This is a genomic window from Cohaesibacter sp. CAU 1516, assembly GCF_005771485.1.
Classification (GTDB): Bacteria; Pseudomonadota; Alphaproteobacteria; order Rhizobiales; family Cohaesibacteraceae; genus Cohaesibacter; species Cohaesibacter intestini.
Genome location: NZ_VANT01000002.1, coordinates 16,409 through 40,350, shown reverse-complemented (window position 1 = coordinate 40,350; position 23,942 = coordinate 16,409). Strand labels below are relative to the sequence as shown.

The following is a 23,942-nucleotide window of genomic DNA, read 5'->3' as shown; positions in this document are numbered from 1 at the left end:
CTCAGGCTGGCAGGGCAGCCTCGACAATCTTCACCCAATAGGATGCCCCGACCGGGATGAGGTCATCATTGAAGTCATAATCGGGATGATGCAGCGAGGCGCTGTCGCCATTGCCGACAAAAACAAACGCGCCGGGTCGTTCCTGTAGCATGAAGGAGAAATCCTCCGAGCCCATGGATGGCGTCATGGTGGCATCGACCTGGTCCTCACCGGCCAGTTCCTTGGCTACCTTTTCGGCGACTGCCACTGGTGCGCCATGATTGACAGTGACGGGGTAATCGCGCTGATAGGCCAATGTGGCCTTGGCACCATAAAGAGCTGCCGTGCCCTCGACAATTTCTTGCAAGCGCTGTTCGGCCATATCGCGGACTGCGGGGTCGAGGGTGCGGACCGTGCCTTCGATGAAACCGGTCTGGGGGACCACATTGTCCGTGAAACCAGCATGGATGTGGCAAAGAGAGACGACAATCGAGCTCTGCGGGTTGGTGTTGCGGCTGGCGATGGTCTGCACCGCCTGAATAATGGCGGCCATCACCACGACAGTGTCAATGCCTTCATGGGGCTTGGCGGCATGGCAGCCTTTGCCCTCGACATTGATCATGATGCGATCGGCTGAGGCCATGATCGGGCCATCCTTCATACAAAAGGCCCCGAGCGGCACACCGGGCCAGTTGTGCATGCCATAGACTTCATCGATCGACCAGCGATCCATCAGGCCGTCTGCGACCATTTCGCGCGCGCCGCCCCCGCCTTCTTCAGCTGGTTGGAAGATCAGCGCGACGCGACCATCAAAATTGCGGGTTTCCTGAAGATACTTGGCCGCTGCCAGAAGCATGGTGGTGTGGCCATCATGACCGCAGGCATGCATTTTGCCTTCGACCTTGGAGGCATAGGGCTTGCCGGATGTCTCAACCAGCGGCAGAGCGTCCATGTCGGCGCGCAGCCCTACAGTCTTGCCGGATATGTTGCTCTTGCCTTCGATCACGGCGACGACGCCGGTTCTGCCAATGCCAGTGGTGATGTCCGTGATGCCATAGGCTGTCAGTTCCTTGACGACCCGCTTGGCGGTTTCATGGACGTCGAACTGAAGCTCTGGTTGTTGGTGCAAATCGCGCCGGACTTGAGTGAGTTCGTCGTGAAAGTCGGCAATACGATTGATGATTGGCATGAATGGAGGCCTTGCTTGGAAAGGTTTGTTTGAACAGGACGGGCTCTGTTGAGCTTCCATCGCACGAGACCGTGCTGTCTCGTGATTGCGTTGAGATTAGTGGGGGCATCAAGCAAGGGCAAGGGCTTTGTCTCTGCGGCCCATGTTGGAATGCGCCTTCTCGCGATTGGGGCTTGTTCGCCGTCGGTGCATCCGCTAGAGAGGGGTGGGTCTTTAAGGTCAGAACCCTACCCGACTGATCTGAGAATCAGTCTCGAACTGCCTATCTTCGGAGAGTTTCGGATCATGCGTCCAGCCTTTGTCGTCAAAGCCAGTCACACCAAACAAGACCGTCTGGTCAAATCCAGCAGACGTTTGACGGCGCTATCGTTGGTCGGTCTTGGCCTTGTCGCGCTGATGGGATCAATGCTGGCGACGGGCGGGTCGGCGCAGGCGGCGCAAAAGGCCAAACCTGCGGAAAAGCAGGATCTGGTTCTGTCTGCCAATCCGCTGTTGCTGATGGATGTGGCGAGCGGCAAGGTGCTGTATCATCAAAAAGCCAACCAGAAATGGTATCCGGCATCGCTGACCAAGCTGATGACGGCCTATGTCACCTTTCGGGCGATCGCGTCTGGCGAATTGTCCGAAGATAGTGTGGTGACCATTTCCGAGCATGCACTGGCCTATCCTGCATCTAAAATGGGGTTCAAGGTCGGCACACGGCTGACGGTCGACAATGCACTGAAGATGGTGTTGGTCAAATCGGCCAACGACATTGCCGCCGCTTTGGGTGAACGGGTTGCGGGCAGTGAACCTGCCTTTGCCGAGCGGATGAACCGGGAGGCGGCGCGTCTGGGTATGACTGCGACCCATTTTGTCAATGCCAATGGTCTTTTCCATCCGGATCAAACCAGCTCGGCCCGTGACATGGCTGTGCTGACCCGGCAGATCCTGCTGGAATTTCCGCAATATCGCCCGTTGTTCCAGATCCCGGCCATTCGCCATGGCAAGCGGGTCCTTCGCTCCTACAACAAGCTGCTCGAAACCTTTCGCGGTGCCAACGGTATGAAAACCGGGTTTGTTTGTTCCTCCGGTTACAACATCGTTTCGTCTGCAACGCGCAATGGCCGGCAACTGGTGGCGGTGGTGCTGGGGGCTTCCAACACACAAGTGCGTTCCGAGACAGCCGCTTTCCTGCTGACCCAAGGCTTCGTGCGGCAGGATATGGCGCCGGGCGCCGGGGCATCGATTGCCAATGGGACCCAGTTTGGAGCGATCACTCGACCCCATGACATGCGGCCGGAAATCTGCCCCAATGGCGGGCCGAAATGGACGCCACATGTGGCCTACAAGGTCAGCTTTCTTGAGCCGCGCTTCAAGGTAATGGAGCCGGTGCGGGTGTATGCCGGGGTGAAAAAAAGGCCGATCAAGCTGCCGCTGAAAATGGCGCAATTGCCCCTAGCCAGCCCGTTCGAAAAGCCGGTCCAGCCGCTAAAGGCGCAGAAGGGTGATGTGGTTCGTCTGGCCTATTTGCCACGCCCGAAGCCCTGAGGCGCTCACGCTTTTTCAATCAGAAAACGCATCTTACCGTCTTGGTGCTGGTCGCTTGCCAGCAGTCGGTGACCATGCTCGTTGCAATAATGAGGCAAGTCGATCATCGACATCGGATCGGTGGTGGTGACCTCTATGCAGTCGCCTGCCTTCATGGTCGACAATGCCTTTTGGGTCCGCAGGACGGGCAGGGGACATTTGAGGCCGCTTAAGTCCATCTCTTGCATGAGGCGCGTTCCGTCTTACGTTAAATCCAGTATAAATCAGTATATGGGGTGATCTCGGTTTCTAACGGTTCGCTGACAATGTCGCAAGCGGGGAAACCGGACAATAAGGGGAGATGATGATGCAAGCCAATCACGTACAGCCACAAGAAGTGTTGGATTTCTGGTTCGGGGCCGATCCGAAATACTGGTTTGCCAAGGATGACGGGTTCGATGCGGAGATCCGCGAAAGATTCGGTCCTGTGCTTGAGGCGGCCCGTGCCGGTCAGCTCAGCGCTTGGCGGGAAAGCCTGCACGGAACATTGGCTCTGATCATCGTGCTGGATCAGTTTTCTCGCAATCTCTATCGCGACTCGGCCGAAGCTTTTGCCCATGATGATGAAGCTTTACGGCTCTCTTCAATGCTGGTCGCGCATCCGGACTGGAATCAGCTCAGCTATGATGAAAAGACCTTTGCGGTGATGCCGATGATGCATGCGGAAGATTTGCAGGCACAAGAGGATTGCATCGCCTGGATGAAGCGGATCGGCAACGACAATTCCGAGCGCTTTGCGATCATCCATCGCGATATCATTGCCCGCTTCGGTCGCTTCCCGCACCGCAATGCGGTTCTGGGTCGTGAGACAACACCAGAGGAGCAGGCCTTTCTTGATGAAGGTGGCTTTGCCGGGTGAGACTTGAGGTGAGACTTGAGGTGAGACTTGAGGTGAGACTTGGCCTTCGATGGGGGCGTTGAAGGCCGCTCGGAAGCACGCGATACTGGAATTCTGTTGTCAGGGTTAATGATCCGTTAAAACGTGCAAGCTGGTAATTTTGCTTCGTTTCTTGATCAAATCGTTCAATTTTTAGCGATTCTAGCGTAGCGCGGCGCTCAATCCCTTGAAGGTGAAGGGAAAAGGTGATGGAAATCGCGTGCTGCTTGCGCGATCGATTAACCTAAAGCTGAAACTATGCCGTCTTGTATCGGAAAAACTGCTTATACTGGATGCAGTGCACCGAAACCGCATTGCGCGGTCTGATGGGCAGGGCAACGGATATGGGACCGGGCAGGATGTTGTTGAAAGCAGACAGGATGTTGAATGTGGAGGACAGAATGGATCTGTTTGACAGCCCATTCGTGCACCCTGCTTTCATTGAGGCTGCCGACGGGCGCATTTGTGCCGGACCGGTTCAGCAAGTCCATCAGGGTGGCTACCGGTTTCACTATGAAAACAAGCGCTCCGCTCCGTCTCTGGGGGCCAGTTACGCAACCCTTTGGGGGCATGGCTACGGTCCGATCGGTGGCTGTTTCCTTGATCTGGATGGCAGGCATCAGCGCAATGAGGCGGATTTTAGATCCGGGCTTAAGGCGTTGATCGACAAAGCCGGCGCGGACTTTCTGATATGGCCCTATTTCCCGATTGAAGCGCGAGAATTTCAGTGGCTTCGCGCTTTTTTGGTCGATCACTTTGGTCCCTCTGCCTCGATGCTGATGCGTCGCGCGCACCAACGGGGCTTTCTTGATTGTCGCACTGCACAGGATGCCGGTCTGACCTTGAGTCGGAACAAACGCAAACTGATGGGCCGTCAAAGGCGTCGGCTTGAGGAAATGGGCGCGGTGCGTTTCGTTTCAACCCGGGATGGTCTAGATGATGGGGAAGCCCTGGAGGCTTTTCTGAAGGTCGAGGCCTCGGGCTGGAAGGCCCGTAAAGGCACGGCCTTGTCGGTGGTGCCTGCGCTCAATGCGTTTGCCCATGACTTTCTGCCGCCACTGCTGGCAGAAGGGCGTGCCCGGATCGATCTGATGATGCTTGATGATCATTGCATCGCGGGACTGGTGTCTTTGCAAGCGGGGCGTGGTCTTTTCTCTTGGAAAACCGGGATGGATGAAGTCTATAAACGCTTTTCTCCCGGCGTGCATATCCTGCATCATCTCAGCCTTCAGGCCTTGGCAGATCCCGATATCGATTATGTCGACAGCTTGGCGGATGCGGGCCACCCGGTGGCCGAGCACATCTGGGGCGGACATCGGGCCTATGCGCAGCTATTTGTTCCGCTCAGTGCTTATGGCAGAGTGGGTTCCCTCAGCCACAGTGCGGCGGCAGATGGTAAGCAGCAGGCTCGTTATTGGGCGAAGAGGCTGTTGGGCCGCATCTGAGACATCGTGTCCGGCTCTTTGATTTCTGACGGCTTGGCCAGAATAAGGGTCCAGAAAACCTTGTATTTGGCATCCGGACGATAGCTCGTCGCAATCCCCATTTCCGTGACACCCTTGCGCAGCATATTGGCATTGTGGCCGCGCGAATCGCGCCAACCGGAAAAGGCCTCGGCCAGAGTCCAATAGCCGGCGCTGATATTCTCTACTGCAATATCTGGCTCATAACTGGCCTTGTTGAGGCGCTTGATCAGGGTTCGATCGCGTCCCAATGTGTGGCTGACCTTGTCGGCCGCCGCCATGGCGTTGGCCTGCTCCTGCGCAGCCATCGTGAGCTTGTCACTCAGAACCAACTGGCTCAGTCCCTGTCGGCTGCGATAGGCATTGAGCATGCTGAGCGCTTCCTGCGGGTTAACCGAGGCTCCGGTGCGGTTGAGATTGTCATACATGACCGGCTGGTCAAAGCCTGGCCCCTGACTGCAGCTGGCAAGGCCAAATGGCAATGCAGTGGCAAGCCCCATTGCCAGAAGGCGTGCCAAGCGGGTTTTTCGACCCGCCCATGTTCCGATATTATGCGGTTGCCGCGGCATCGCCGTCCCCTTCTCCAGAATCATTGTCATTGCCATCGTTCAACTCATATTCGGCATTTTGATGACCGTCGGACTTGGGACTTGTCTGTTCGGTTTGTTGGGTGGGCGGTGTTTCCGGCGGCAGTTCTGGTGGTATCGGCTTGTTCGGGGCTGCCATCGAGCGGATATAGACATCCTGCTGCGGGAATGGAATTTCGATATTGGCTTCTTTCAAAGCCTTAAAGATGGCAAAGCGCAGGTCGCTCTTGGCGCTTAGCGAGCTGTTGATGTCGTGAATGAAGCAACGCAGTTCGAAATCCAGGGAGGATGCGCCAAATTCCATGAAATAGACACTCGGGCTGGGGTAGGAGGACACCTGATCGGACTGACTGGCCACGCGCATCAGAATGTCGCGGACCTGTTCCGGGTCGGAATCGTAGGAAACCCCGACAGGCACAATGATCCGCCCCATGGAGCCGTTATGCATCCAGTTCATCACCCGGTTGGAGATCAGGTCCGAGTTGGGAACGATGACGGTGGCGCGGTCGAAGGTTTCGATCTTGGTGGCGCGGACGGAAATCTTGCTGACATAGCCCTGATCGTTGCCCACCACGACCCAGTCACCGGTCTTGATGGGGCGTTCGACGAGCAGAATGAGGCCGGAGACGAAGTTGTTGACAATGCTCTGAAGGCCAAAACCGATACCGACTGAAAGCGCACCAGCCACCAGCGCGATGTTGGAGAGATTGACGCCCATATAGGAGAAGGCCAGCATCGCGGCAAGGATGAAACCGACATACCCAATGCTGGTCTGAATGGAATTTTTGAGGCCCGTATCAAGGTCAGTTGCAGGCATCAGGCGCTGTTCCATCCAGCGCTGGATGCTCTTGACCAGCACCAGAGTGACGATGAAGACCGCCAGTGCCCCGACAATGTTGATCGGGGAAATGCTCAGATCACCGATCTGGATATTGAAGATGGCCTTTTCGAGCGAAGAGAAGAAGCCGGTCGATTCCACACCCCATGGCGTGAAAATCAGCAGGGCTGCGCCAACATAGAGCAGGATACGCATCAGGCCATTGAACAGCACGCTGAACTGATTGACCGTCTTTGGCGTGATGCCCATAGCGCGCGAGATTTTCTGGGCTGCGGTGTTGCCGGTTTCGAGCTCTTCATTGAGGAAATTGTCGATCAGGGCCGAGAAAATGCCAAGCAGGCCAAGGATGATGAAGGTGCGTCCCAGCTGCATGGCAAGGAAGCTGCCAAGTGATACAAATCCAAGGATCGGGGCAAGGCCGATCACAAGACAGGCAATCCAGATGAAGGGCTGCAACAGACGCAGGAAGCCGGGCAGATTGAAACCGGATGGCAGTGTCAGGGACTCATCGACCGGGGTCTCGTGCTGTGGCGTGGTGTTGATCATCACGCGTTGACCGGTCCAGATCAGGATGGCCGTCAGGATCGAGGCGATGCCGCTGAGCAGGATCGTGGTTTCAAGCGGGGTCAACAGGGTCTGGTCTGTTTCGTCAAGGGTGATTTCAAAGCCATAGATGGCCAGCAGGGTCAGCGCGATGCCATAGAGTTTGTTGGCGTCGGAATCTGAGATATTGAGCAGTCGATAGGTGGGACGGCTTGGGGCCAGCAGAACCCTGATCAAGCCATAGCTCAAGGACAGGGTGAAGACCACGGAGCCGAGTTCGGACATCAGGGCTTCAACGCGGCGTGGCATCAGGTCGGCATTGTCGAGGATGAGGATGACCGCAAGGAAGATCAGAACAGGCACGATGGTATAGACAAACACGGCCCAGCAGGCATAGAGGCTGCGTTGCAGTGCCGTGGGGTCTTCCAGATTGGACAGGCGTCGCAAGCCGGAGAAGAGCAGGAACCGCAAGGGACCAACGATCACCACCGCGACAATCAGGATCACTCCGATCACCTGCCAGATGTGATCGGCGGCGCGGGTTATCAGATAGCGCCCCCAATCGGAAAAGAGCGTGGTGACCGCTTGCCACGTGGTGACGCTGCCGGACAGGCCATTGAGCCACAGGGCCGGGTTGAGGATGGTGCCACTGCGCTCGAACAATTGCCGGGTGAACCGGTCCTGACGGGCAAGGGTGATGCGGTTGTTCAACTGCTCGGCACGAACAAGACTGGAGGAGATCAGCTTGAGCTGGGCGTCGATCTGGGTAACTTGTTCCTGAAGTTCCTCACGCCGTGTCTTAAGGCTGTCGGCTTCGGTTGCAGCTTCCTCACCTTCCTTTGTTTCTGCCGGTTTCAGCGCTTCGAGGCGCGCCTTGGCTTCCTGTAGCAGAGGTTGGACCTGACTTTTCTGCGCTGTCGCCTTGGCCTCAATGTCGCTGAGGCTGCTGCGTAGTTCGGAGAAGGTGTCTTCGGACAGGCCGTCACGGTTGAGTGTGGCTTCGATCTGATCGAGCTGCACAAGCAGGGTATCCGCAACATTCGGGGCTTCGGTTGTCTGCGCCCGAGCGCCTGAAACCGCACCTGCTGCAAGCGTGGTGATCAGAAGCAAGACAAGGCCAAAAGAGCGGAGGGCTTTGTGCAACATTGAAGAGAATTTCCTTGTTCGAGCGACAATCAGCAAAGTGTTTGACAGGGATAGGTCTAATCGAATTGCAACCTGAAAACAATTCCTTGCTACACCATCTTGCTCAAAGGGCTGCGGCTGGGATGGCGTTTCAGGGTGTCCAGAGCGGGAGTGGCTGGCCTTCCCTTCGAATTGGCGTTAGCATCGCCATCACCCGTTTGACATAGAAGCCGGAGCAAATTGTGATGCCTGTCCCATTTGATATCAACAATCCCGATTTTCCAGACGCTCTGAATGACGTTGCCATGCGCAGTGGCAACTATCCCCATGGTAAGAAATTGAAGCGGTCAAAATATGAAGAGGAGCTTGAAAAGCTTCAGATCGAACTGGTCAAGGTTCAGGAATGGGTGCGCCAGACTGACCAGCGGATTGTTGTTGTTTTCGAGGGACGGGATGCCGCTGGCAAGGGCGGCTCGATCAAGCGACTGACTGAATATACCAATCCGCGTCATGTCCGGGTCGTCGCCTTGTCCAAGCCAAGCGATGTGGAGCAGGGGCAATGGTATTTCCAACGCTATGCGGCCCAATTGCCGACGCAAGGGGAGATCGTGCTGTTTGACCGTTCCTGGTACAACCGGGCCGGGGTCGAGCCGGTGATGGGCTTCTGCACGCCGGAGCAGGCTGACAAATTTCTCGATGATGCACCACGGTTCGAAAAGATGATTCAGGATAGCGGCACGCGGCTGTTCAAATTTTGGCTCAATGTGGGACGTGAAATGCAGCTCAAGCGCTTTCATGATCGCCGCCACAGTCTGCTCAAGCATTGGAAATTGTCGCCGATCGATTTGAAGTCGCTGGATCTGTGGGATGCCTATACGGATGCGCGCAACCGGATGATGGAGGCAACCCATACCAAACATGCGCCGTGGGTGGTGATCCGCTATAATGACAAACGACGCGGACGGCTGAACATGCTGCGCTATCTGCTGGCCAATCTGCACTATCCGGGCAAGGATGCTTCGGTCATTGCGCCAACCGATCCCCAAATTCTGGGGCTTGGGCCATCCATTCTGGATGATACTGAGTAAGAAAAAAGCGGGCCTTTGCGCCCGCTTTTTCATGTGTTGTTGGCAAGGCTAAGATCGCTGCCTCACCCCTGATCATGCGCCCTTCAGGCAACCGGCCAGTTGGCGGGCATTGTAGCGGATCAGCTCTGGATAGAGGGTGGGGCCCTCGGTTAGCTCCTTGCCGATCGGGTCGAGCAGGCCCTGTCTGGTCTTGGTGCCCTCAACCAGAATCGTGGTGATTCTGGAGGAGAATTGCGGTTCGGACATCAGGCAGGCTACGCCCAGATGGTCGAGCTTTTCCTTTATTTCCTTGATCCGAGCGGCGCCGGGATTGACGCCGGGCGTGAGGGTGATGGAGCCGATGGCTGACACATCAAACGCTGCTTCGAAATATTGATAGGCATCGTGAAAGACCATGAAGGGGGCCGTTTTGTGGTCGGCGAGCAGGCTCTTGGCTTCCTCTGATGCCGCTTTGATCTCTGCGGTCAAAGCCTTGCTGTTGGCGGCATAGATCTGGGCATTGTCAGGGTCGGCTTCGGACAGGGCTTTGGTTATGGCAGCTGCCATCGCCAGTCCGTTGTCCGGGGAGAGCCAGATGTGATTGTCCATGACGCTGGCTTCGTCATGGTCGTGATCATGGGCGTCATGGTCATGCTCTTCGGCCGCATGTTCATGACCCTCCTTGTCATGATCTTCATGCTCGTGACCTTCATGCTCGTGACCTTCATGCTCGTGATCATCATGATCCTCATGCTCATGCTCATGCTCATGTTCGTGATCATCATCATGGGCGTGGGTGTGTTTTTCCCAGTTGCTGCCAGAGCGGACCGGCAGCAATGTCATGCCTTCGGCATCGATCATCGGGATGGCTTTTGCGTTCGCTGCCAGTGTGTTCAGGGGTTTGACAAGGAAGGCCTCAATGCGTGGGCCAACCCAGAAGACCAAATCCGCATCCTGCAGCGCCCGTGCACCGGATGGGCGAAGATCTGCGCTGTGTGGAGACGCGGAAGAGGGTATGAGCAGGTGAGGCGTCCCAACGCCCTTCATGATGGCTGCAGCGATTGAATGAACCGGTGCAACGGATGCCACCACGTCAGGGGCGGCCAGAGCGGGAAGGGTGGAAACCAAAGAAAATACGGAGAGGGCGGCCAAGTGCCGGGATAGGTTTTTCACAGTAGAAGCCATGGTGAAACTTTTTGCCATTTCTTGGGTGGGGTCGGGGAGTGTACAGAAAAATCCGATGATTTAAGTTACGTTATAACATAACAAAAATCAAAAACAAGAGGTCAACGGAAGCCGGCTTAATCCGGGCTGACACGTATGTCTTTGTTTACGCTTTGCCGAGAATATCGGCAAAGTGACCCGGAAACAGGCCAAAACAGGCCAAAAATAGCGCAAAACGGGCGCTTCTTTTGTCTTTGTTAACCCGCACTATCAAATGATAGACCGATCACAGATTCTAACGCTAGTGACGAGTGGGACATGTTCAAATTTTCAAAATCTTCGCGTGCTGTGCATATGGACACAGACCACGAAGCGTTCGATCGCGGTTCGGGGGACACCGAGAGCGAACTTGACAATCCTGACAGCTCAGTATCTCCGATTGATCAACAATTGATCAGCGATGTTGTCCATGATCTTGGCGATCTAGGGCAGGATATGGCCGAGTTGGCCGGTGAGATTGAACTGATCAACAAGGAAACATCTGATTGCTTCCAGTCCCTGTCCGATTTGGTGAAAGCCTCTGGCGAGGTCAAGGCTTCGAATGACCAGATCATGAATGCGGCCAGCCGGTCGTTTGAAATTGCCCAGACAACATCGCAGGAAGTGGTGCAAAGCCGCGAGATGATCGATGTCACATTGGGCAAGGTCAGCGAGCTGGTGGAGTCGGTGACAGGCATCAACTCCCAGCTTCAAGGGCTTCAGAGCGCCTTTTCTTCCGTGCGCGATGTGGCTGCCGCGATTGATGCCATTGCGCGGCAGACCAATCTGTTGGCGCTGAATGCGACGATTGAGGCGGCACGGGCCGGGGAAGCCGGCAAAGGGTTTGCGGTGGTTGCTGCGGAAGTCAAGGAACTGGCCGCCCAGACCAGCAAGGCCACCGAGACCATCGGGTCCACATTGTCCGATCTGGATCAGGAAGCCGAAGCCCTGATCGATCTCAGCGGTCGAGCAACGGGCTACATGGATGAGGTCGAGAAAAGCACCGCGTCGGTGCACGGGCTGATTACCGGTCTGGACGAAGCTTTTCAGACGATCCGGGAATCGTCGGAGTCCATTGAAGGGCAGGTATCTGAAGCCAATGGTACGATCGAGACGCTGGTTGGTGATGTGGATTCGGTGCACAAGGCATTTGATGCCACCCATTCCGGGCTCAACAGGGCCAGCGAGCGGATGATTAAATCGGTCGCTGCAGCAGACCGCATGGTAGCGCGGTCCTCGATCAGCGGCATCGAGACGGATGATACCTTCTGTATCAAGACCATACAGACGCTGGCCAATCAGGTGGCGGACGCCTTTGAGGCAGAGGTGCAGGCCGGGCGGATCAGTGAGACCGATCTGTTCGACATGACCTATACACCGATTGTCGGGACGGATCCGGAACAGGTGATGGCACCTTTCACCACCATGACGGATCGCGTCATGCCAGCCATTCAGGAACCTGTTGTGGCTGAGAATGACGTCATTGTCTTTGTTGCCGCGATCGATCGGAACGGGTATCTGCCAACCCACAACAAGATCTTCTCGAAGCCACAAGGCGATGACCCGATCTGGAATGCTGCCAATTGCCGTAACCGGCGGATTTTCAATGATCGTGTCGGTCTGTCGGCCGGGCAGAATACCGAGCCTTTCCTGTTGCAGACCTACCGTCGGGATATGGGTGGCGGCACCTTTGTGTTGATGAAGGATGTGTCTGCACCGGTTTATGTCCGGGGGCGCCACTGGGGTGGTGTTCGGATGGGCTATCGGGTGACCTAGGGCACAATCGATCCCAGGATTATCAAAAGGCAATCAGGATAAGCAGAAGGCCCGGTCACAAGCCGGGCCTTTGTGCATTACTGGCGGGCCTTTGGCAGGGTCAGCAGGCTTGGCTCTGACGTTTGCTGTGGCTGAGTGGGCTCTGATGCCGAGCGCTTGAAGGGGCTTGCGACAGCGCTGCGCAGACGGGAGAAGAAACTGCCAGACTGTTCCGTCTGGGGCCGGTTGATCTCGGATTGGGCCAGAGCCTGCTGCTGCGAGGCTTGGCCTTGGCCTTGGGCTTGGGTTGGGGCTGGGGCTGGGGCCGCGCTTGGTGCGTTTGCGGATGGCGTGGTCGGATTGCCATTGATCAGACCTGCAAGGAAGCCATCCGGATTTTTGCCCTCCGCGATGCGTTGCTTGCGTTTGAGCAGATCGAGCTGGGAATCAACCATCGCGTCGGCGGTTTTGATTTCTTTTTCCTTGGCCTGTTGTTCAAGCTCCAGCACGGCTTGCTGGAAGCGGACATTTTCCTTGGCTCTGAGTTTTTTCAGCGAGGCCAGCAAAGACGGCTCGAGGGCGTAATCCGGGCAGGGGCCCGTGGCATCGAAATGGCCACCACCAACGGGATCGAAGATGTAGGTTCGGTTACAGACCTCGACCTTGGGTGGCTTCCGGGTGATCTGGAAATGGTCGTAACCATTCTTGAGATTCTGCCAGAAGGCGAAATGTTCGCTGTCCCGGTATCTGGCCATATTTTCCGGCGTCATGCGGAAAGGAAAGGCATGCACTTCAAAAGTTCGCTGGCCACCGGCAAAAGACTCGCGCCCCAGAGCATAAATTTCGGCAATCGGGGCGTCTTCCATGGCATAGCATCCACGGGATGAACAGGAGCCGTGGACCATCAAATGCTTGCCAGTGCGCCCATAGGCCCGGTCGAACTTGTTCGGATAGCCCAGATTGAAGGAAAGATAATAGCTTGAACGCGGATTCATCTGACCACGGGTGATGGAGTAAAAGCCCTCGGGGGCCTGCCGGTCGCCTTCGCGTTTTTTCGGGCCGAATTCACCGGAATAGGCGCAGATCGGATAGGTCTTGAGCAGCGCATAGGTGCCGTCCTTGCGCTGCTTCCATGCCTCAAGCACCGATTCCTTCTTGAAAATACGAATATAGAGCGGGGCCTGCTCTGTGGAATCAAGCTTGCGAATCTCGTCCTTCAGTTTGGCCGAAATGGGCTGCAAATGCTTGCCATCTTCAAGAAGTTCAGGATTGCAGCCGGTCAGCATAAGCACTGCCATGGATGCCGCCAAGAAATGTGAAGCTTTGATCATTTGCTGTTACTTGCCTGTTCGCGCGTGCCAATCTGACCCCATCCTACCGTCGGTATGGTCAACGATCCGTAACCAGAACTGGTTGACAGATGGTTACCGGACAAGTCTCTTGGCAAGCCCCGGAAATGGACACGCTATTGGCGGGCCATCGAGGCTGGCTGTTTTCAGTCGTTGCTGCTTTGCGCCCTGTCTTCCTTAAGTCAAATATCGGGAAACGGGCCCAGAATGCAATTCAAAAAAATAGGAGGATTGGTGCGGCAAGAATAGGGCAGCTTGCCGTCTTCAAGAAAAAATGAACCAGATGGTTGGTCTGGATGGCTCAAGGCGCGATCAAACGGCCATGAAAAAGGGAGGGGCGAGCCCTCCCTTCATACGTGTCGCAATCCTGGGCATAAGAGCCAGACAAGTCAGAGGCTTCTGCCGATGGCGAGGAACTTTTCACGCCGGGCCTTGCGCACTTCTTCTGGTGTCATGCCGTCAAACTCGGACAGGCAATCGGCAATCATGTTGCCAGCGCGTTCAAGCACGGTGTCCGGTGCACGATGCGCACCGCCCACAGGCTCGGACACGATCCGGTCGATGACGCCGAGCTGCAACAGATCCTGCGCGGTGATTTTCATGTTGGTCGCCGCGTCTTTGGCCCGGGTGGAATCACGCCACAGGATCGAGGCTGCCCCTTCAGGCGAGATCACGCTGTAGATGGAATGTTCGAGCATCAGAACCCGGTTGGCTGCCGCAATTGCGATGGCGCCACCAGACCCTCCTTCGCCGATGATCAGCGCGACATTGGGCATGCCCATGGCAAGGCAGGCGTCGGTGGAGCGGGCAATGGCTTCCGACTGGCCGCGCTCTTCCGCGCCAATGCCGGGATAGGCCCCTGCCGTGTCCACAAAGGTGATCAGAGGCATCTTGAAGCGCTCGGCCAGTTCCATGATGCGGACGGCTTTGCGGTAGCCTTCCGGACGGGCCATGCCAAAATTATGCTTGATGCGGCTTTCGGTGTCCGAGCCCTTTTCCTGACCGATCACCGCGACGGGACGACCACGGAATCGGCCGAAACCGGCCTGAATGGCTTCATCGTCGGCAAACTTGCGGTCACCGCTCAGAGGGGTAAATTCATCGATCAGGGCGCCGACATAATCGACGAAATGTGGCCGGTCCGGATGCCGGGCGACCATGGTCTTGTGCCATGGTGTCAGGTTGGCATAGATATCCTTCAGTGCGCTATCGGCCTTGCTCTGCAAGCGGGCAATTTCGTCACCCACATCGACCGCTTCGCCCTTGTCCTGCATGACGAGCAGTTCCTGCACCTTGCCCTCAAGGTCGGCAACCGGTTTTTCAAATTCCAGATAACTATGCATAAGTGGTTCGATCCGCGTTTTCTTGTGTTTCTGGTCTATCTGACAAGTTGGCGGCACGTTGGACGCATAAAGCAAGCGTGTCAAGCAATGGCGCACTTATCGCTGAGCGCATGGGGTTTTTCCCAAGCTTCTCTTAAATGGGGTGTCCCTAGGGAAGGTCAATTGCCCCTTTTGGATGTGTTTTTGTTCGCCAGATCGGACAGGGGGTGATGCTGTTCAACCAGTTCGATCAGTCGCTCATCCAGAATATGGGTATAAATCTGGGTGGTTGAAATATCGCTATGGCCGAGCAGCTTCTGAACGGCCCGCAAATGGGCACCATTTTGCAGCAGATGCGAGGCGAAAGCATGGCGCAGCACATGAGGGGAGATGGATGCGGCATCCAGCTCGACATCATCGGCCAATGACTTCAAATCCCGTCCAAAGGCCTGACGGGTGAAATGTCCCGATTGGCCCGATGAGGGAAACAGCCATTGGCGGTTCTTGAGCTGGTTGCGGGTGGGATCTTCACCCAGCATCGTTCGATAGGCCTGCATGGCTTCCTTGGCCCGGTCTGACAGGGGTACCAGCCGTTCTTTGCTGCCTTTGCCGACCACTGCGAGGAACTGTCCATCCTGATGGGCCGCCGAGGCTGGCAATGACACCAGTTCAGACACGCGCAAGCCCGTGGCGTACAGCAATTCGAGCAGCACATAAAGCCGCATTGCACGGATCTGACGTTTCGGGGTCGGGCCTTGAAGGCTGGCATTGAAACGGGCTGCTTCGATCAGCCGGTCGACTTCCTGCTCGGTCAGGATCCGGGGCAAGGGGCGCTGGCGCTTGGGGGCTTTCAAGGTGGTCGAGGGGTCATCGTTGCGAAAGCCGTCGCGATAAAGAAAGCGGAACAATTGCCGGATCGAAGATATTTTGCGCGCGATGGACGAGGCGGCGAGGCCCTGATCGGACAGATCGGCGACATAACTGCGCAATGCATCGACGTCGATTTGTTCAAAGCGCATCTTCTGACGGCTGCAGGCACTATCGAGATCGTCCAGATCCCGGCGATAAGCCTCCAGTGTGTTGGCAGACGCCCCTTTTTCTGCGCTGAGGGAATCAAGAAAGAGGTCGATTGCTCGGGGGTTGCTCAGGGCCACAATATGCTCTTTGTCGCGGGGCGGATGGATGGGGCTGGTGAGGATGAAGGGCTAGCGCAGATCCTTGGACGGGATGCGAATGACGGTTTCCTTCGGGGTCGGCTCAACGAAATTGGCGAGATAGAACATGCCACCCGCAGCAAGGCCGCCCAGAATAAGAAGAAATACCAAGGCTTTGATCAAACTAGGCATAATGGTTCCGATTGCTTGTCAGTCTGGTTTTGTATCAATGCGAGCTAACCTAGCACCGATTTCCGACCGTTGTCATTTGCGGCTGTGTCTTTTCCAGTCAATTTGTCAGCCTTTGCGGGCATTTGGGGACGGGATGCCGGGTTTTTTGGGCAAAATGCAAAGCTGGCTTGACAGCTCGTGCCAATCGCGGTCAAACGAGAAACAGACAAAAAGAGATTAGGAAATCCATGGCGAAGTCTGAAAAAAGTGATGGTGGCGAACGCGAAAAGCGTCTGGTGTCGGCTCTCAATGGGCGGCCCATCATCATGGTGGGCCTGATGGGTGCAGGCAAGACGACCATTGGTCGTCGACTGGCCAACCGGCTTTCCATCCCGTTTCGTGATGCGGACCACGAGATTGAGGCCGCTGCCAACATGTCGGTCGCCGACATTTTTGCCGAACATGGGGAAACTCACTTTCGCGAAGGCGAGAAACGGGTAATTGCCCGATTGATGGAGCAAGGCGATCAGGTGCTCGCCACCGGTGGTGGCGCCTGGATGAATGAGGAAACCCGGGCGCTGGTCAATGGCAAGGGGATTTCGGTCTGGTTGAAGGCCGAGTTTGATATTCTGATGTCGCGGGTGCGCAGGCGCTCCCATCGACCCTTGCTGAAGGATCCAGATCCCGAAGGGGTCATGCGTCGCCTGATGGACGAACGTTATCCGGTCTATGCGCAAGCCGATGTGACGGTGGACTCCATTGACGTGCCCCATGAGAAGATCGTGACTTTTGTGATTGAGGCCTTGGAAGACTATCTCGGTCTCCCCCGTTGATCGGGCAAGCTGACTTGAAACGCGGGTCCAGCGTGATGCCCGGTCTGCCTTTCGGCCTTTGTTTGGCAGACTGCATAACAAGAAAAGTGAGATGAGGATGGCTCCGCAAGCTTCTGAACAAATGGCCGACGAGACCAAGGTCCGCGTTGCGCTCGGAGATCGCTCTTATGACATTGTGATCGGTCGCTCGGTCCTGGGGTCACTTGGGGGGCGGTTTGCAGCGCAGTTTCCCGGTGCTCGTGCTGTCATTATCACTGATCGGACAGTGGCGGGTTTGCATCTGGCAGCCGCCGAAGAGAGCCTTTCCGCCCATGGCATTGAGCATCATGTGCTGGTGATGGAACCGGGCGAGAAGACCAAGAGCTATGACGGACTGATCAAGGCGTGTGACGGGGTGCTGGACACACGGCTTGAACGTGGTGATCTGGTGATTGCGCTGGGTGGTGGCGTGATTGGTGATTTGGCGGGCTTTGTTGCCGGGGTCGTGCGGCGGGGCATGCGGTTTGTGCAGGTTCCGACCACTCTGCTCTCGCAGGTGGATTCCTCGGTCGGTGGCAAGACCGGCATCAACACGGCGCACGGCAAGAATTTGCTCGGCCTGTTCAATCAACCGCATCTGGTGCTGGCGGATACGGCGGTGCTTGATACGCTTAGCCCACGGGAGTTCCGGGCCGGTTATGCGGAAGTGGCCAAATATGGTCTGATCAACCAACCGGATTTCTTTGAATGGCTGGAGCGGAACTGGCAGGGCATCTTTGCCGGAGGTCCTGAGCGCGAAGAAGCTGTTGCGCGCTCCTGTCAGGCCAAGGCCGATGTGGTGGCCGCCGATGAGAAAGAGGCCGACCAGCGGGCGCTGCTCAATCTTGGCCATACCTTTGGTCATGCCCTTGAAGGGATGGCGGAATATGACGCCGAACGACTGGTGCACGGGGAAGGGGTGGCAATCGGCATGGTGCTGGCCCATGAATTCTCCGCTCGTCTTGGCCTGTGTGATCCGGCTGTGACCGATCGTGTGGTTGCCCACTTGCAAGCGGTTGGGTTGCCTACCCATATAGGAGCTATCCCCGGTCAGTTGCCCAAAGTGGATCTGCTGATGGATTTCATCGCGCAAGACAAGAAAGTCTCGCGCGGCAATCTGACCTTCATTCTGACGCGCGGGTTGGGTCAGTCCTTTGTTGAAAAGGGTGTTGATCCGGTTCAACTGCGCGCCTTTCTTGAGGAGAAAGTGGCCTGATGCTTGGTTCGCTCTGGTTGACCGCTCTGGCGATTTTTTGCCTGATCGCCCTGTCTGGCTTCTTTTCCGGCTCGGAAACCGCGCTGACGGCGGCGTCGCGCGCCCGTATGTTGCAAAAGGAAAAGAATGGCGAGCCGGGTGCTTTGGCCGTCAATGAGCTGTTGCAGATTCGCGAGCGCCTGATCGGGTCGCTGCTGCTGGGCAACAATCTGGTCAATATTCTGGCGTCGGCGCTGGCAACCAGCCTGTTCATCACCCTGTTTGGCGAAGCGGGTGTTGTTTATGCCACGCTGGTCATGACGCTGGTGGTGCTGGTCTTTGCCGAAGTGTTCCCAAAGACATGGGCGATTTCCAACCCGGACAGCTTTGCCTTGCGGGTTGGACCCTATGTGCGGGTGATTACCAAATTGTTCGGACCATTCGTTGTGGCGGTGGAATGGTTGGTGGTTGGCCTGTTGCGTCTGGTCGGGGTCGACACCAAGGGGGCTCAGATCCTGTCTGGTCAGGATGAATTGCGTGGCGCGGTTGATCTGCTGCATATGGAAGGCAGTGTGGTCAAAGCGGACCGTGACCGGTTCGGTGGCCTGTTGGATCTGGGGGAGCTTGATGTCTCTGACGTGATGGTTCACCGCACCAATGTCAGCTCTTTCAATATTGATGACGGCCCGGTCGCGATTGTCGAGCAGGCGCTCGAAAGCCCCTATACCCGTATTCCTTTGTGGCAGGGCGAGCAGGACAATTTCATTGGCATTCTGCATGCCAAGGATTTGCTCAGGGCTCTGGCAGGCGTCAAGGGGGATCCGGACAAGCTTGATTTGATGTCGGTGGTCAATGAGCCGTGGTTTGTGCCCGATACAACCAGCCTCAAGGCCCAGCTCAATGCCTTCCTCAAGCGCAAGAGCCATTTTGCGCTGGTGGTGGATGAATATGGCGAAGTGATGGGACTGGTGACGCTTGAAGATATTCTCGAGGAGATCGTCGGCGACATTTCGGACGAGCATGATATTGACGTCAAGGGTGTCAAGGTCGAGCCGGACGGGTCCGTTCTGGTGGATGGTTCCGTGCCGATCCGTGACCTTAATCGGGCGTTTGACTGGTCCTTGCCGGATGATGAGGCAACGACCATAGCCGGTCTGGTCATCCATGAAGCCCGACAAATTCCCGAGCCGGGACAGGGTTTCACCTTCTATGATTTCCGTTTCCGCGTGTTGCGCAAGGAGCGTAACCGGATCACGTCGCTGAGAATCACTCCGGTTCGATAGGTCCGGATATTGGCTGGGGTTGACAGCTCGTTTTCAGCTCAGGCCGGCTTGATTGTCTCAAGGGCCAAAGCATGGATTGGACCTGCGAGCTCTTCTTTGATAATATCATGCACCATTCTGTGTGCATCGATCCGGGACAGCTCGGCAAAAGCCGGGCTGGAGACGCGAATCCGAAAGTGGGTTTCGCCTTCCGGGCGAGCGCCAGCATGGCCGGCATGCCGATCGGAGTCATCAAAGACCTCCAACAATGTGGGTTGAAGGTGTTTGTTCAGTTTTTTCTCAATCGTGTTCTTGACGGTCATGGCGAAGAATGTTGAATTGTTGCACTTCAAATTTAGGGGTGATTTGAGCAGATCTGCTTTTCCATTGTCCCGCAGGTAGGGTTTTTACCCTGTCTGTGCAAGGGGTGATGTCGAATAGCATGACCAAAGGCTTACAGCAATCGATCTGTTCTGCGCCATGTAAGAGCGATAACCAAGCGTTCGGAGACAAACAAAAATCAATGAAACTCGACTCGAAACTTTTTGATTCCATTCGCATCAAACCAGATGTTGACCGCAAGAAGAAGAAGCAGCAGCAAGAGCAGTGCGAATGGCCTGGCTGCGAGAAGGTTGGGGGCTGCAAGGCGCCCAAGCGTGGTACGGCGCGTCGTGAGTATCACAATTTCTGTGAAGTGCATGCCCGTGAGTTCAATCAGAACTACAATTACTTCACTGGTATGGATGACGACGAGGCGGACAGCGTCAAGGCCAGCACCGCGACCGGCGACCGTCCGACCTGGGCAATGGGCGTCAATGCCTGGGGTGACGCCACCCATAAGGCTGGTGAAGCGCGGGGACGGAGCTGGGAAGGCAGCGGCTTTTCCGATGGGCGGTCCCAGCGTGCGGCCGAACGGGCCAAACGTCGCTCACGCCACCAGAACCAGACCCGCAAGTTGCGGCCTCTGGAAGCAAAGGCGTTCGAGACCCTCGGGTTGAGCCTGCCAGCGACCGCAGATGACGTGAAACGCGCCTATAAACGGCTGTTGAAAGAAAACCATCCTGACCTCAATAAGGGGGATCGGGCCTGCGAGGAGCGTCTGCAGGACGTTATCGCCGCCTACAATACCTTGCGCGCCGGTGGCTATTGCTGATCGCGTGCCTATCGGTGAGGGCGCGAGCGTTGCCGCGCCAAGAAAAGAATGTTGCAGGCGGCTTGGCCGCCTGTTTTTCTGAGGGGATTGCCAACCCGTTGCCGACGGTCCCTTTGCACCTCTAATGCCCGTCTTATGACGGGCCAGAGATGCAGGCCGTCACGTTAGAGTGATCCGCTCTCTCCCTCCTGACATAAAAAAGCGCAAATCTACCTTTTCTTTTCGGTCTCGATTGCTTTAAGTTGCGATTTCGAATGACCGAGCTTTCAATCGGGCCCCTGTCCCATAGGGAACGCGTTTCCCAGACGCCCCTGCGGCCAAGGCAAGTGATGGGCCCCATCCTGAGCAGTGCAGTGAATGATATGAGCAACGAACTTTCCCAATTGCCGGATACCGAAGTATCCGTGCGCGAAACCTTTGGCATCGACGCGGACTGGATGGTGCCAGCCTTCAGTGAAGCGAATGAATATGTGCCGGATCTGGATCCGGACTATCTGTTCGACAAGCAGACAACGCTCGCCATTCTTGCCGGCTTTGCTCACAATCGTCGGGTGATGATTTCGGGCTATCATGGCACGGGCAAGTCTTCTCATATCGAACAGGTCGCAGCCCGGCTGAACTGGCCTTGTGTGCGCGTCAACCTCGATAGTCATATTTCGCGTATCGATCTGATCGGCAAGGACGCCATCGTGCTCAAAGAAGGCAAGCAGATCACCGAATTCCGCGATGGCATCCTGCCATGGGCGCTGCAAAACAATGTGGCGCTGGTGTTTGACGAATATGATGCGGGTCGTCCGGATGTGATGTTTGTCATTCAGCGCGTGCTGGAAGTGGCCGGTCGCCTGACTCTGCTTGACCAGAACCGCGTCATCCGTCCGCATCCATCCTTCCGCCTGTTTGCCACCGCCAACACGGTTGGTCTTGGGGATACGTCGGGCCTGTATCACGGCACCCAGCAGATCAACCAGGGCCAGATGGACCGCTGGTCGATTGTCACTACGCTCAACTATTTGCCGCATGACAATGAAGTGGGCATCGTTTGCGCCAAAGTGAAATCGCTCAAGGGCGATGAAGGCAAGGTGACCGCCGGCAAGATGGTGCGTGTTGCCGATCTGACCCGCAATGCTTTCATGAATGGCGATCTGTCGACCGTCATGAGCCCGCGTTCGGTGATCACCTGGGCCGAAAATGCCGACATTTTCGCGGATATTGGCTTTGCCTTCCGGGTAACCTTCCTCAACAAATGCGATGAGCTGGAGCAGCCGCTTGTGGCAGAGTTCTACCAGCGTTGCTTTGGCGAGGAACTGCCGGAAAGCTCCGTGAATGTCGCTGTGAGCTAAGGCTCACAGCATCCTGTTGCAAGTTGGTGGACGAAGAAGAAGCCCATGTCGAGCAAGTCACCCTCAAAGCTGCACGGTCATGTTGACCCGAATGAACGGTTCAAGCATTCGGTCAGCGGCACCCTGAAAGCCATTGCCGGTCATGTGGAGCTGGATGTGCATTTCTCTGCCGATCGACCCATGCTGGTGTCCGGTCAGGCGCGTCTGCCGGAACCGCCGCGTGCGCTCACTGCTGAGAAAGCCGCGATTCTGCGCGGGCAGGCCGACAGTCTTGCTTTGCGGGTAGCCTGTCATGATCCGCGTGTTCACGCAAAGCATGCGCCGGACGGCGCGCGGGCGCGTGGGGTCTTTGATGCGGTCGAGCAGGCACGGGTGGAAGCCATTGGCGCACGCCAGATGGAAGGTCTGGCGGGCAACCTCTCGGCGATGCTCGAAGATCGCTATAGCCGCTATGTGGCAGGGGATTCGAGCCGCATTGAAGAAGCGCCGCTTGATCATGTGCTATCTCTTATCGTGCGCGAGAAACTGACCGGCAAACCGATCCCCGACAGCGCTCATGCGCTGGTCGAGCAATGGCGCGGCTGGGTCGAGCAGACCGCCGAAGGCAGTCTTGACGGTCTGGCCGAGGATATTCAGGATCAGGCGAAATTTGCCCGCCGCTTGCGTCGGGTGCTGGCGGATCTCGACGTTGCCGATGACATGGGCGGAGAAGCCGAAGACAGCGAAGAAAATGCTGACGATAGCGAATCCGGCAATAATGACGATGTCGAGAATGATCGCGAAACCGAGGAATCTTCCGAGGGCGAGCAGCAGCAGGATCAGGAAGCCCAAGCAAGCGCTGAAGAGCAGGATGAGGGCGATTCCGAGGCTGATGAACAGACCAGTCAGGACATGGTCGATTATGAGGATTTCGATGGTGAGGAATCCGGCGAGACCATGTCCCAGAAGGATTATGGCCGCAACGAGCCGGACACCCGCTATCGCGTCTTCACCCAGAGCTTTGACGAAATCATCCATGCCGAGGATTTGTGCGAGACGGCCGAGCTTGATCGGTTGCGGGCCCAACTCGACAAGCAGCTGCAGAACTTGCATCAGGTCGTGGCCCGTCTGGCCAACCGGCTGCAACGTCGCCTGTTGGCGCAGCAGAATCGTGGCTGGGATTTCGATCTCGAAGAAGGATTGCTTGATACCGCCCGCCTGACCCGCGTGGTGACGGATCCAATGCGGCCGCTGTCTTTCAAATGGGAGCAGGACACTGAATTCCGCGATACGGTCGTCACGTTGCTGATTGACAATTCCGGCTCGATGCGCGGGCGACCGATTTCCATTGCCGCGACCTGTGCCGACATTCTGGCCCGGACGCTGGAGCGGTGCAACGTCAAGGTCGAGATTCTTGGCTTTACCACCAAGGCCTGGAAGGGCGGTCAGTCGCGCGAAGCGTGGCTGAAGGCTGAAAAGCCACTCAACCCGGGACGCCTGAACGACCTTCGGCATATCATTTATAAATCTGCAGATAGTCCGTGGCGTCGGGCCCGGCGCAATCTTGGCTTGATGATGCGCGAAGGACTGCTGAAAGAGAATATCGATGGGGAGGCGCTCGATTGGGCGCATAAGCGCCTGTTGGCGCGGCCCGAACAGCGCAAGATCCTGATGATGATTTCGGATGGTGCGCCGGTTGATGACAGCACCTTGTCGGTCAATCCGGGCAATTATCTTGAAAAGCACCTGCGCGAAGTGATCGAGGAGATCGAAACCCGTTCACCGGTCAATCTGCTGGCCATCGGCATCGGCCATGATGTGACGCGCTATTATCAGCGGGCCCTGACGATCATTGATGCGGAAGAGTTGGGTGGGGCGATGACCGAGAAGCTGGCCGAACTGTTTGATGAGAATGCCCAGCCAACCATTGACCCCCGCAAGGCGGCGCGGCGCAAGATGCGGAGACGCTAG

21 protein-coding genes are annotated in these 23,942 nt (G+C 56.5%); 11 read left to right on the top strand and 10 right to left on the bottom strand.

Annotation, left to right across the window (positions count from 1 at the left end; translation table 11 throughout):
- Window position 1 precedes the first annotated feature (1 nt).
- Window positions 2-1,168, bottom strand: a complete 1,167-nt coding sequence (locus FDK21_RS07085) for a M20 aminoacylase family protein (protein WP_138148001.1) — start codon at window positions 1,166-1,168, stop codon at window positions 2-4.
- A gap of 285 nt (window positions 1,169-1,453) precedes the next feature.
- Between FDK21_RS07085 and FDK21_RS07080 the strand changes: the two genes are divergently transcribed.
- Window positions 1,454-2,698, top strand: a complete 1,245-nt coding sequence (locus tag FDK21_RS07080; protein ID WP_246657519.1) for a D-alanyl-D-alanine carboxypeptidase family protein — start codon at window positions 1,454-1,456, stop codon at window positions 2,696-2,698.
- A 5-nt stretch (window positions 2,699-2,703) separates the two neighbouring features.
- On the opposite strand, the gene FDK21_RS07075 is transcribed toward FDK21_RS07080, so the two are convergent.
- On the bottom strand, window positions 2,704-2,925 hold the full coding sequence (locus FDK21_RS07075) for a sulfurtransferase TusA family protein (RefSeq protein WP_138148000.1): 222 nt from the start codon (window positions 2,923-2,925) through the stop codon (window positions 2,704-2,706).
- Window positions 2,926-3,044: 119 nt separating this feature from the next.
- On the opposite strand from FDK21_RS07075, the gene FDK21_RS07070 reads away from it, so the two are divergent.
- Window positions 3,045-3,596, top strand: coding sequence for a DUF924 family protein (locus tag FDK21_RS07070; RefSeq protein ID WP_138147999.1), 552 nt, complete (start codon window positions 3,045-3,047; stop codon window positions 3,594-3,596).
- A 419-nt stretch (window positions 3,597-4,015) separates the two neighbouring features.
- Complete coding sequence (locus FDK21_RS07065) at window positions 4,016-5,059, top strand: GNAT family N-acetyltransferase (RefSeq protein ID WP_171021989.1); 1,044 nt, start codon at window positions 4,016-4,018, stop codon at window positions 5,057-5,059.
- On the opposite strand, the gene FDK21_RS07060 is transcribed toward FDK21_RS07065, so the two are convergent.
- Window positions 5,026-5,682 (bottom strand): CAP domain-containing protein, encoded by a 657-nt coding sequence (locus FDK21_RS07060; RefSeq protein WP_246657518.1) that lies wholly within the window; start codon window positions 5,680-5,682, stop codon window positions 5,026-5,028. The genes FDK21_RS07065 and FDK21_RS07060 overlap by 34 nt on opposite strands.
- Window positions 5,627-8,191: a DUF3772 domain-containing protein gene (locus tag FDK21_RS07055; RefSeq protein WP_138147997.1), complete on the bottom strand. Its 2,565-nt coding sequence runs from the start codon at window positions 8,189-8,191 to the stop codon at window positions 5,627-5,629. The genes FDK21_RS07060 and FDK21_RS07055 overlap by 56 nt, the downstream gene beginning before the upstream one ends.
- Before the next feature lie 224 nt (window positions 8,192-8,415).
- On the opposite strand from FDK21_RS07055, the gene ppk2 reads away from it, so the two are divergent.
- Window positions 8,416-9,258: a polyphosphate kinase 2 gene (gene ppk2 / locus FDK21_RS07050; RefSeq protein ID WP_114008504.1), complete on the top strand. Its 843-nt coding sequence runs from the start codon at window positions 8,416-8,418 to the stop codon at window positions 9,256-9,258.
- Window positions 9,259-9,330: 72 nt separating this feature from the next.
- On the opposite strand, the gene FDK21_RS07045 is transcribed toward ppk2, so the two are convergent.
- On the bottom strand, window positions 9,331-10,422 hold the full coding sequence (locus FDK21_RS07045) for a zinc ABC transporter substrate-binding protein (protein ID WP_171021988.1): 1,092 nt from the start codon (window positions 10,420-10,422) through the stop codon (window positions 9,331-9,333).
- 297 nt (window positions 10,423-10,719) lie between these two features.
- On the opposite strand from FDK21_RS07045, the gene FDK21_RS07040 reads away from it, so the two are divergent.
- Window positions 10,720-12,216, top strand: a complete 1,497-nt coding sequence (locus tag FDK21_RS07040; protein ID WP_138147995.1) for a methyl-accepting chemotaxis protein — start codon at window positions 10,720-10,722, stop codon at window positions 12,214-12,216.
- A 77-nt stretch (window positions 12,217-12,293) separates the two neighbouring features.
- Here FDK21_RS07040 and FDK21_RS07035 read toward each other — a convergent pair whose 3' ends face one another.
- The 4 genes from FDK21_RS07035 to FDK21_RS07020 form a co-directional block, all read right to left on the bottom strand.
- Window positions 12,294-13,493, bottom strand: a complete 1,200-nt coding sequence (locus tag FDK21_RS07035) for a murein L,D-transpeptidase family protein (RefSeq protein WP_138147994.1) — start codon at window positions 13,491-13,493, stop codon at window positions 12,294-12,296.
- 440 nt (window positions 13,494-13,933) lie between these two features.
- Entirely contained in the window at window positions 13,934-14,887 is a 954-nt protein-coding gene (locus FDK21_RS07030) for an acetyl-CoA carboxylase carboxyltransferase subunit alpha (RefSeq protein ID WP_114008508.1), read from the bottom strand.
- A 158-nt stretch (window positions 14,888-15,045) separates the two neighbouring features.
- Window positions 15,046-16,020 (bottom strand): site-specific tyrosine recombinase XerD, encoded by a 975-nt coding sequence (locus tag FDK21_RS07025; protein ID WP_246657517.1) that lies wholly within the window; start codon window positions 16,018-16,020, stop codon window positions 15,046-15,048.
- Between the two features lie 51 nt (window positions 16,021-16,071).
- A complete protein-coding gene (locus FDK21_RS07020; RefSeq protein ID WP_114008509.1) occupies window positions 16,072-16,212 on the bottom strand; it encodes a histidine kinase in 141 nt (46 codons plus the stop codon).
- Between the two features lie 227 nt (window positions 16,213-16,439).
- Here FDK21_RS07020 and FDK21_RS07015 point away from each other — a divergent pair, with 227 nt between their 5' ends.
- From FDK21_RS07015 to FDK21_RS07005, 3 genes are all read left to right on the top strand, one after another.
- Window positions 16,440-17,024 (top strand): shikimate kinase, encoded by a 585-nt coding sequence (locus FDK21_RS07015; protein ID WP_114008510.1) that lies wholly within the window; start codon window positions 16,440-16,442, stop codon window positions 17,022-17,024.
- Between the two features lie 97 nt (window positions 17,025-17,121).
- Window positions 17,122-18,258 carry a 3-dehydroquinate synthase gene (aroB, locus tag FDK21_RS07010; protein ID WP_138147993.1) on the top strand — a complete coding sequence of 379 codons (1,137 nt, stop codon included), beginning with the start codon at window positions 17,122-17,124 and terminating at the stop codon, window positions 18,256-18,258.
- Window positions 18,258-19,520 carry an HlyC/CorC family transporter gene (locus tag FDK21_RS07005; RefSeq protein ID WP_171021987.1) on the top strand — a complete coding sequence of 421 codons (1,263 nt, stop codon included), beginning with the start codon at window positions 18,258-18,260 and terminating at the stop codon, window positions 19,518-19,520. Before aroB ends, FDK21_RS07005 begins: the two co-directional genes overlap by 1 nt.
- A 38-nt stretch (window positions 19,521-19,558) precedes the next feature.
- Here the strand turns inward: FDK21_RS07005 and FDK21_RS07000 are convergent, their stop codons facing one another.
- Window positions 19,559-19,822: a BolA family protein gene (locus FDK21_RS07000; RefSeq protein WP_114008513.1), complete on the bottom strand. Its 264-nt coding sequence runs from the start codon at window positions 19,820-19,822 to the stop codon at window positions 19,559-19,561.
- A gap of 200 nt (window positions 19,823-20,022) precedes the next feature.
- On the opposite strand from FDK21_RS07000, the gene FDK21_RS06995 reads away from it, so the two are divergent.
- From FDK21_RS06995 to cobT, 3 genes are all read left to right on the top strand, one after another.
- Window positions 20,023-20,652, top strand: coding sequence for a J domain-containing protein (locus FDK21_RS06995; RefSeq protein WP_157967569.1), 630 nt, complete (start codon window positions 20,023-20,025; stop codon window positions 20,650-20,652).
- A gap of 362 nt (window positions 20,653-21,014) precedes the next feature.
- Window positions 21,015-21,992 carry a cobaltochelatase subunit CobS gene (gene cobS / locus FDK21_RS06990; protein WP_171021986.1) on the top strand — a complete coding sequence of 326 codons (978 nt, stop codon included), beginning with the start codon at window positions 21,015-21,017 and terminating at the stop codon, window positions 21,990-21,992.
- Between the two features lie 45 nt (window positions 21,993-22,037).
- Window positions 22,038-23,942, top strand: a complete 1,905-nt coding sequence (gene cobT, locus FDK21_RS06985; protein WP_138147992.1) for a cobaltochelatase subunit CobT — start codon at window positions 22,038-22,040, stop codon at window positions 23,940-23,942.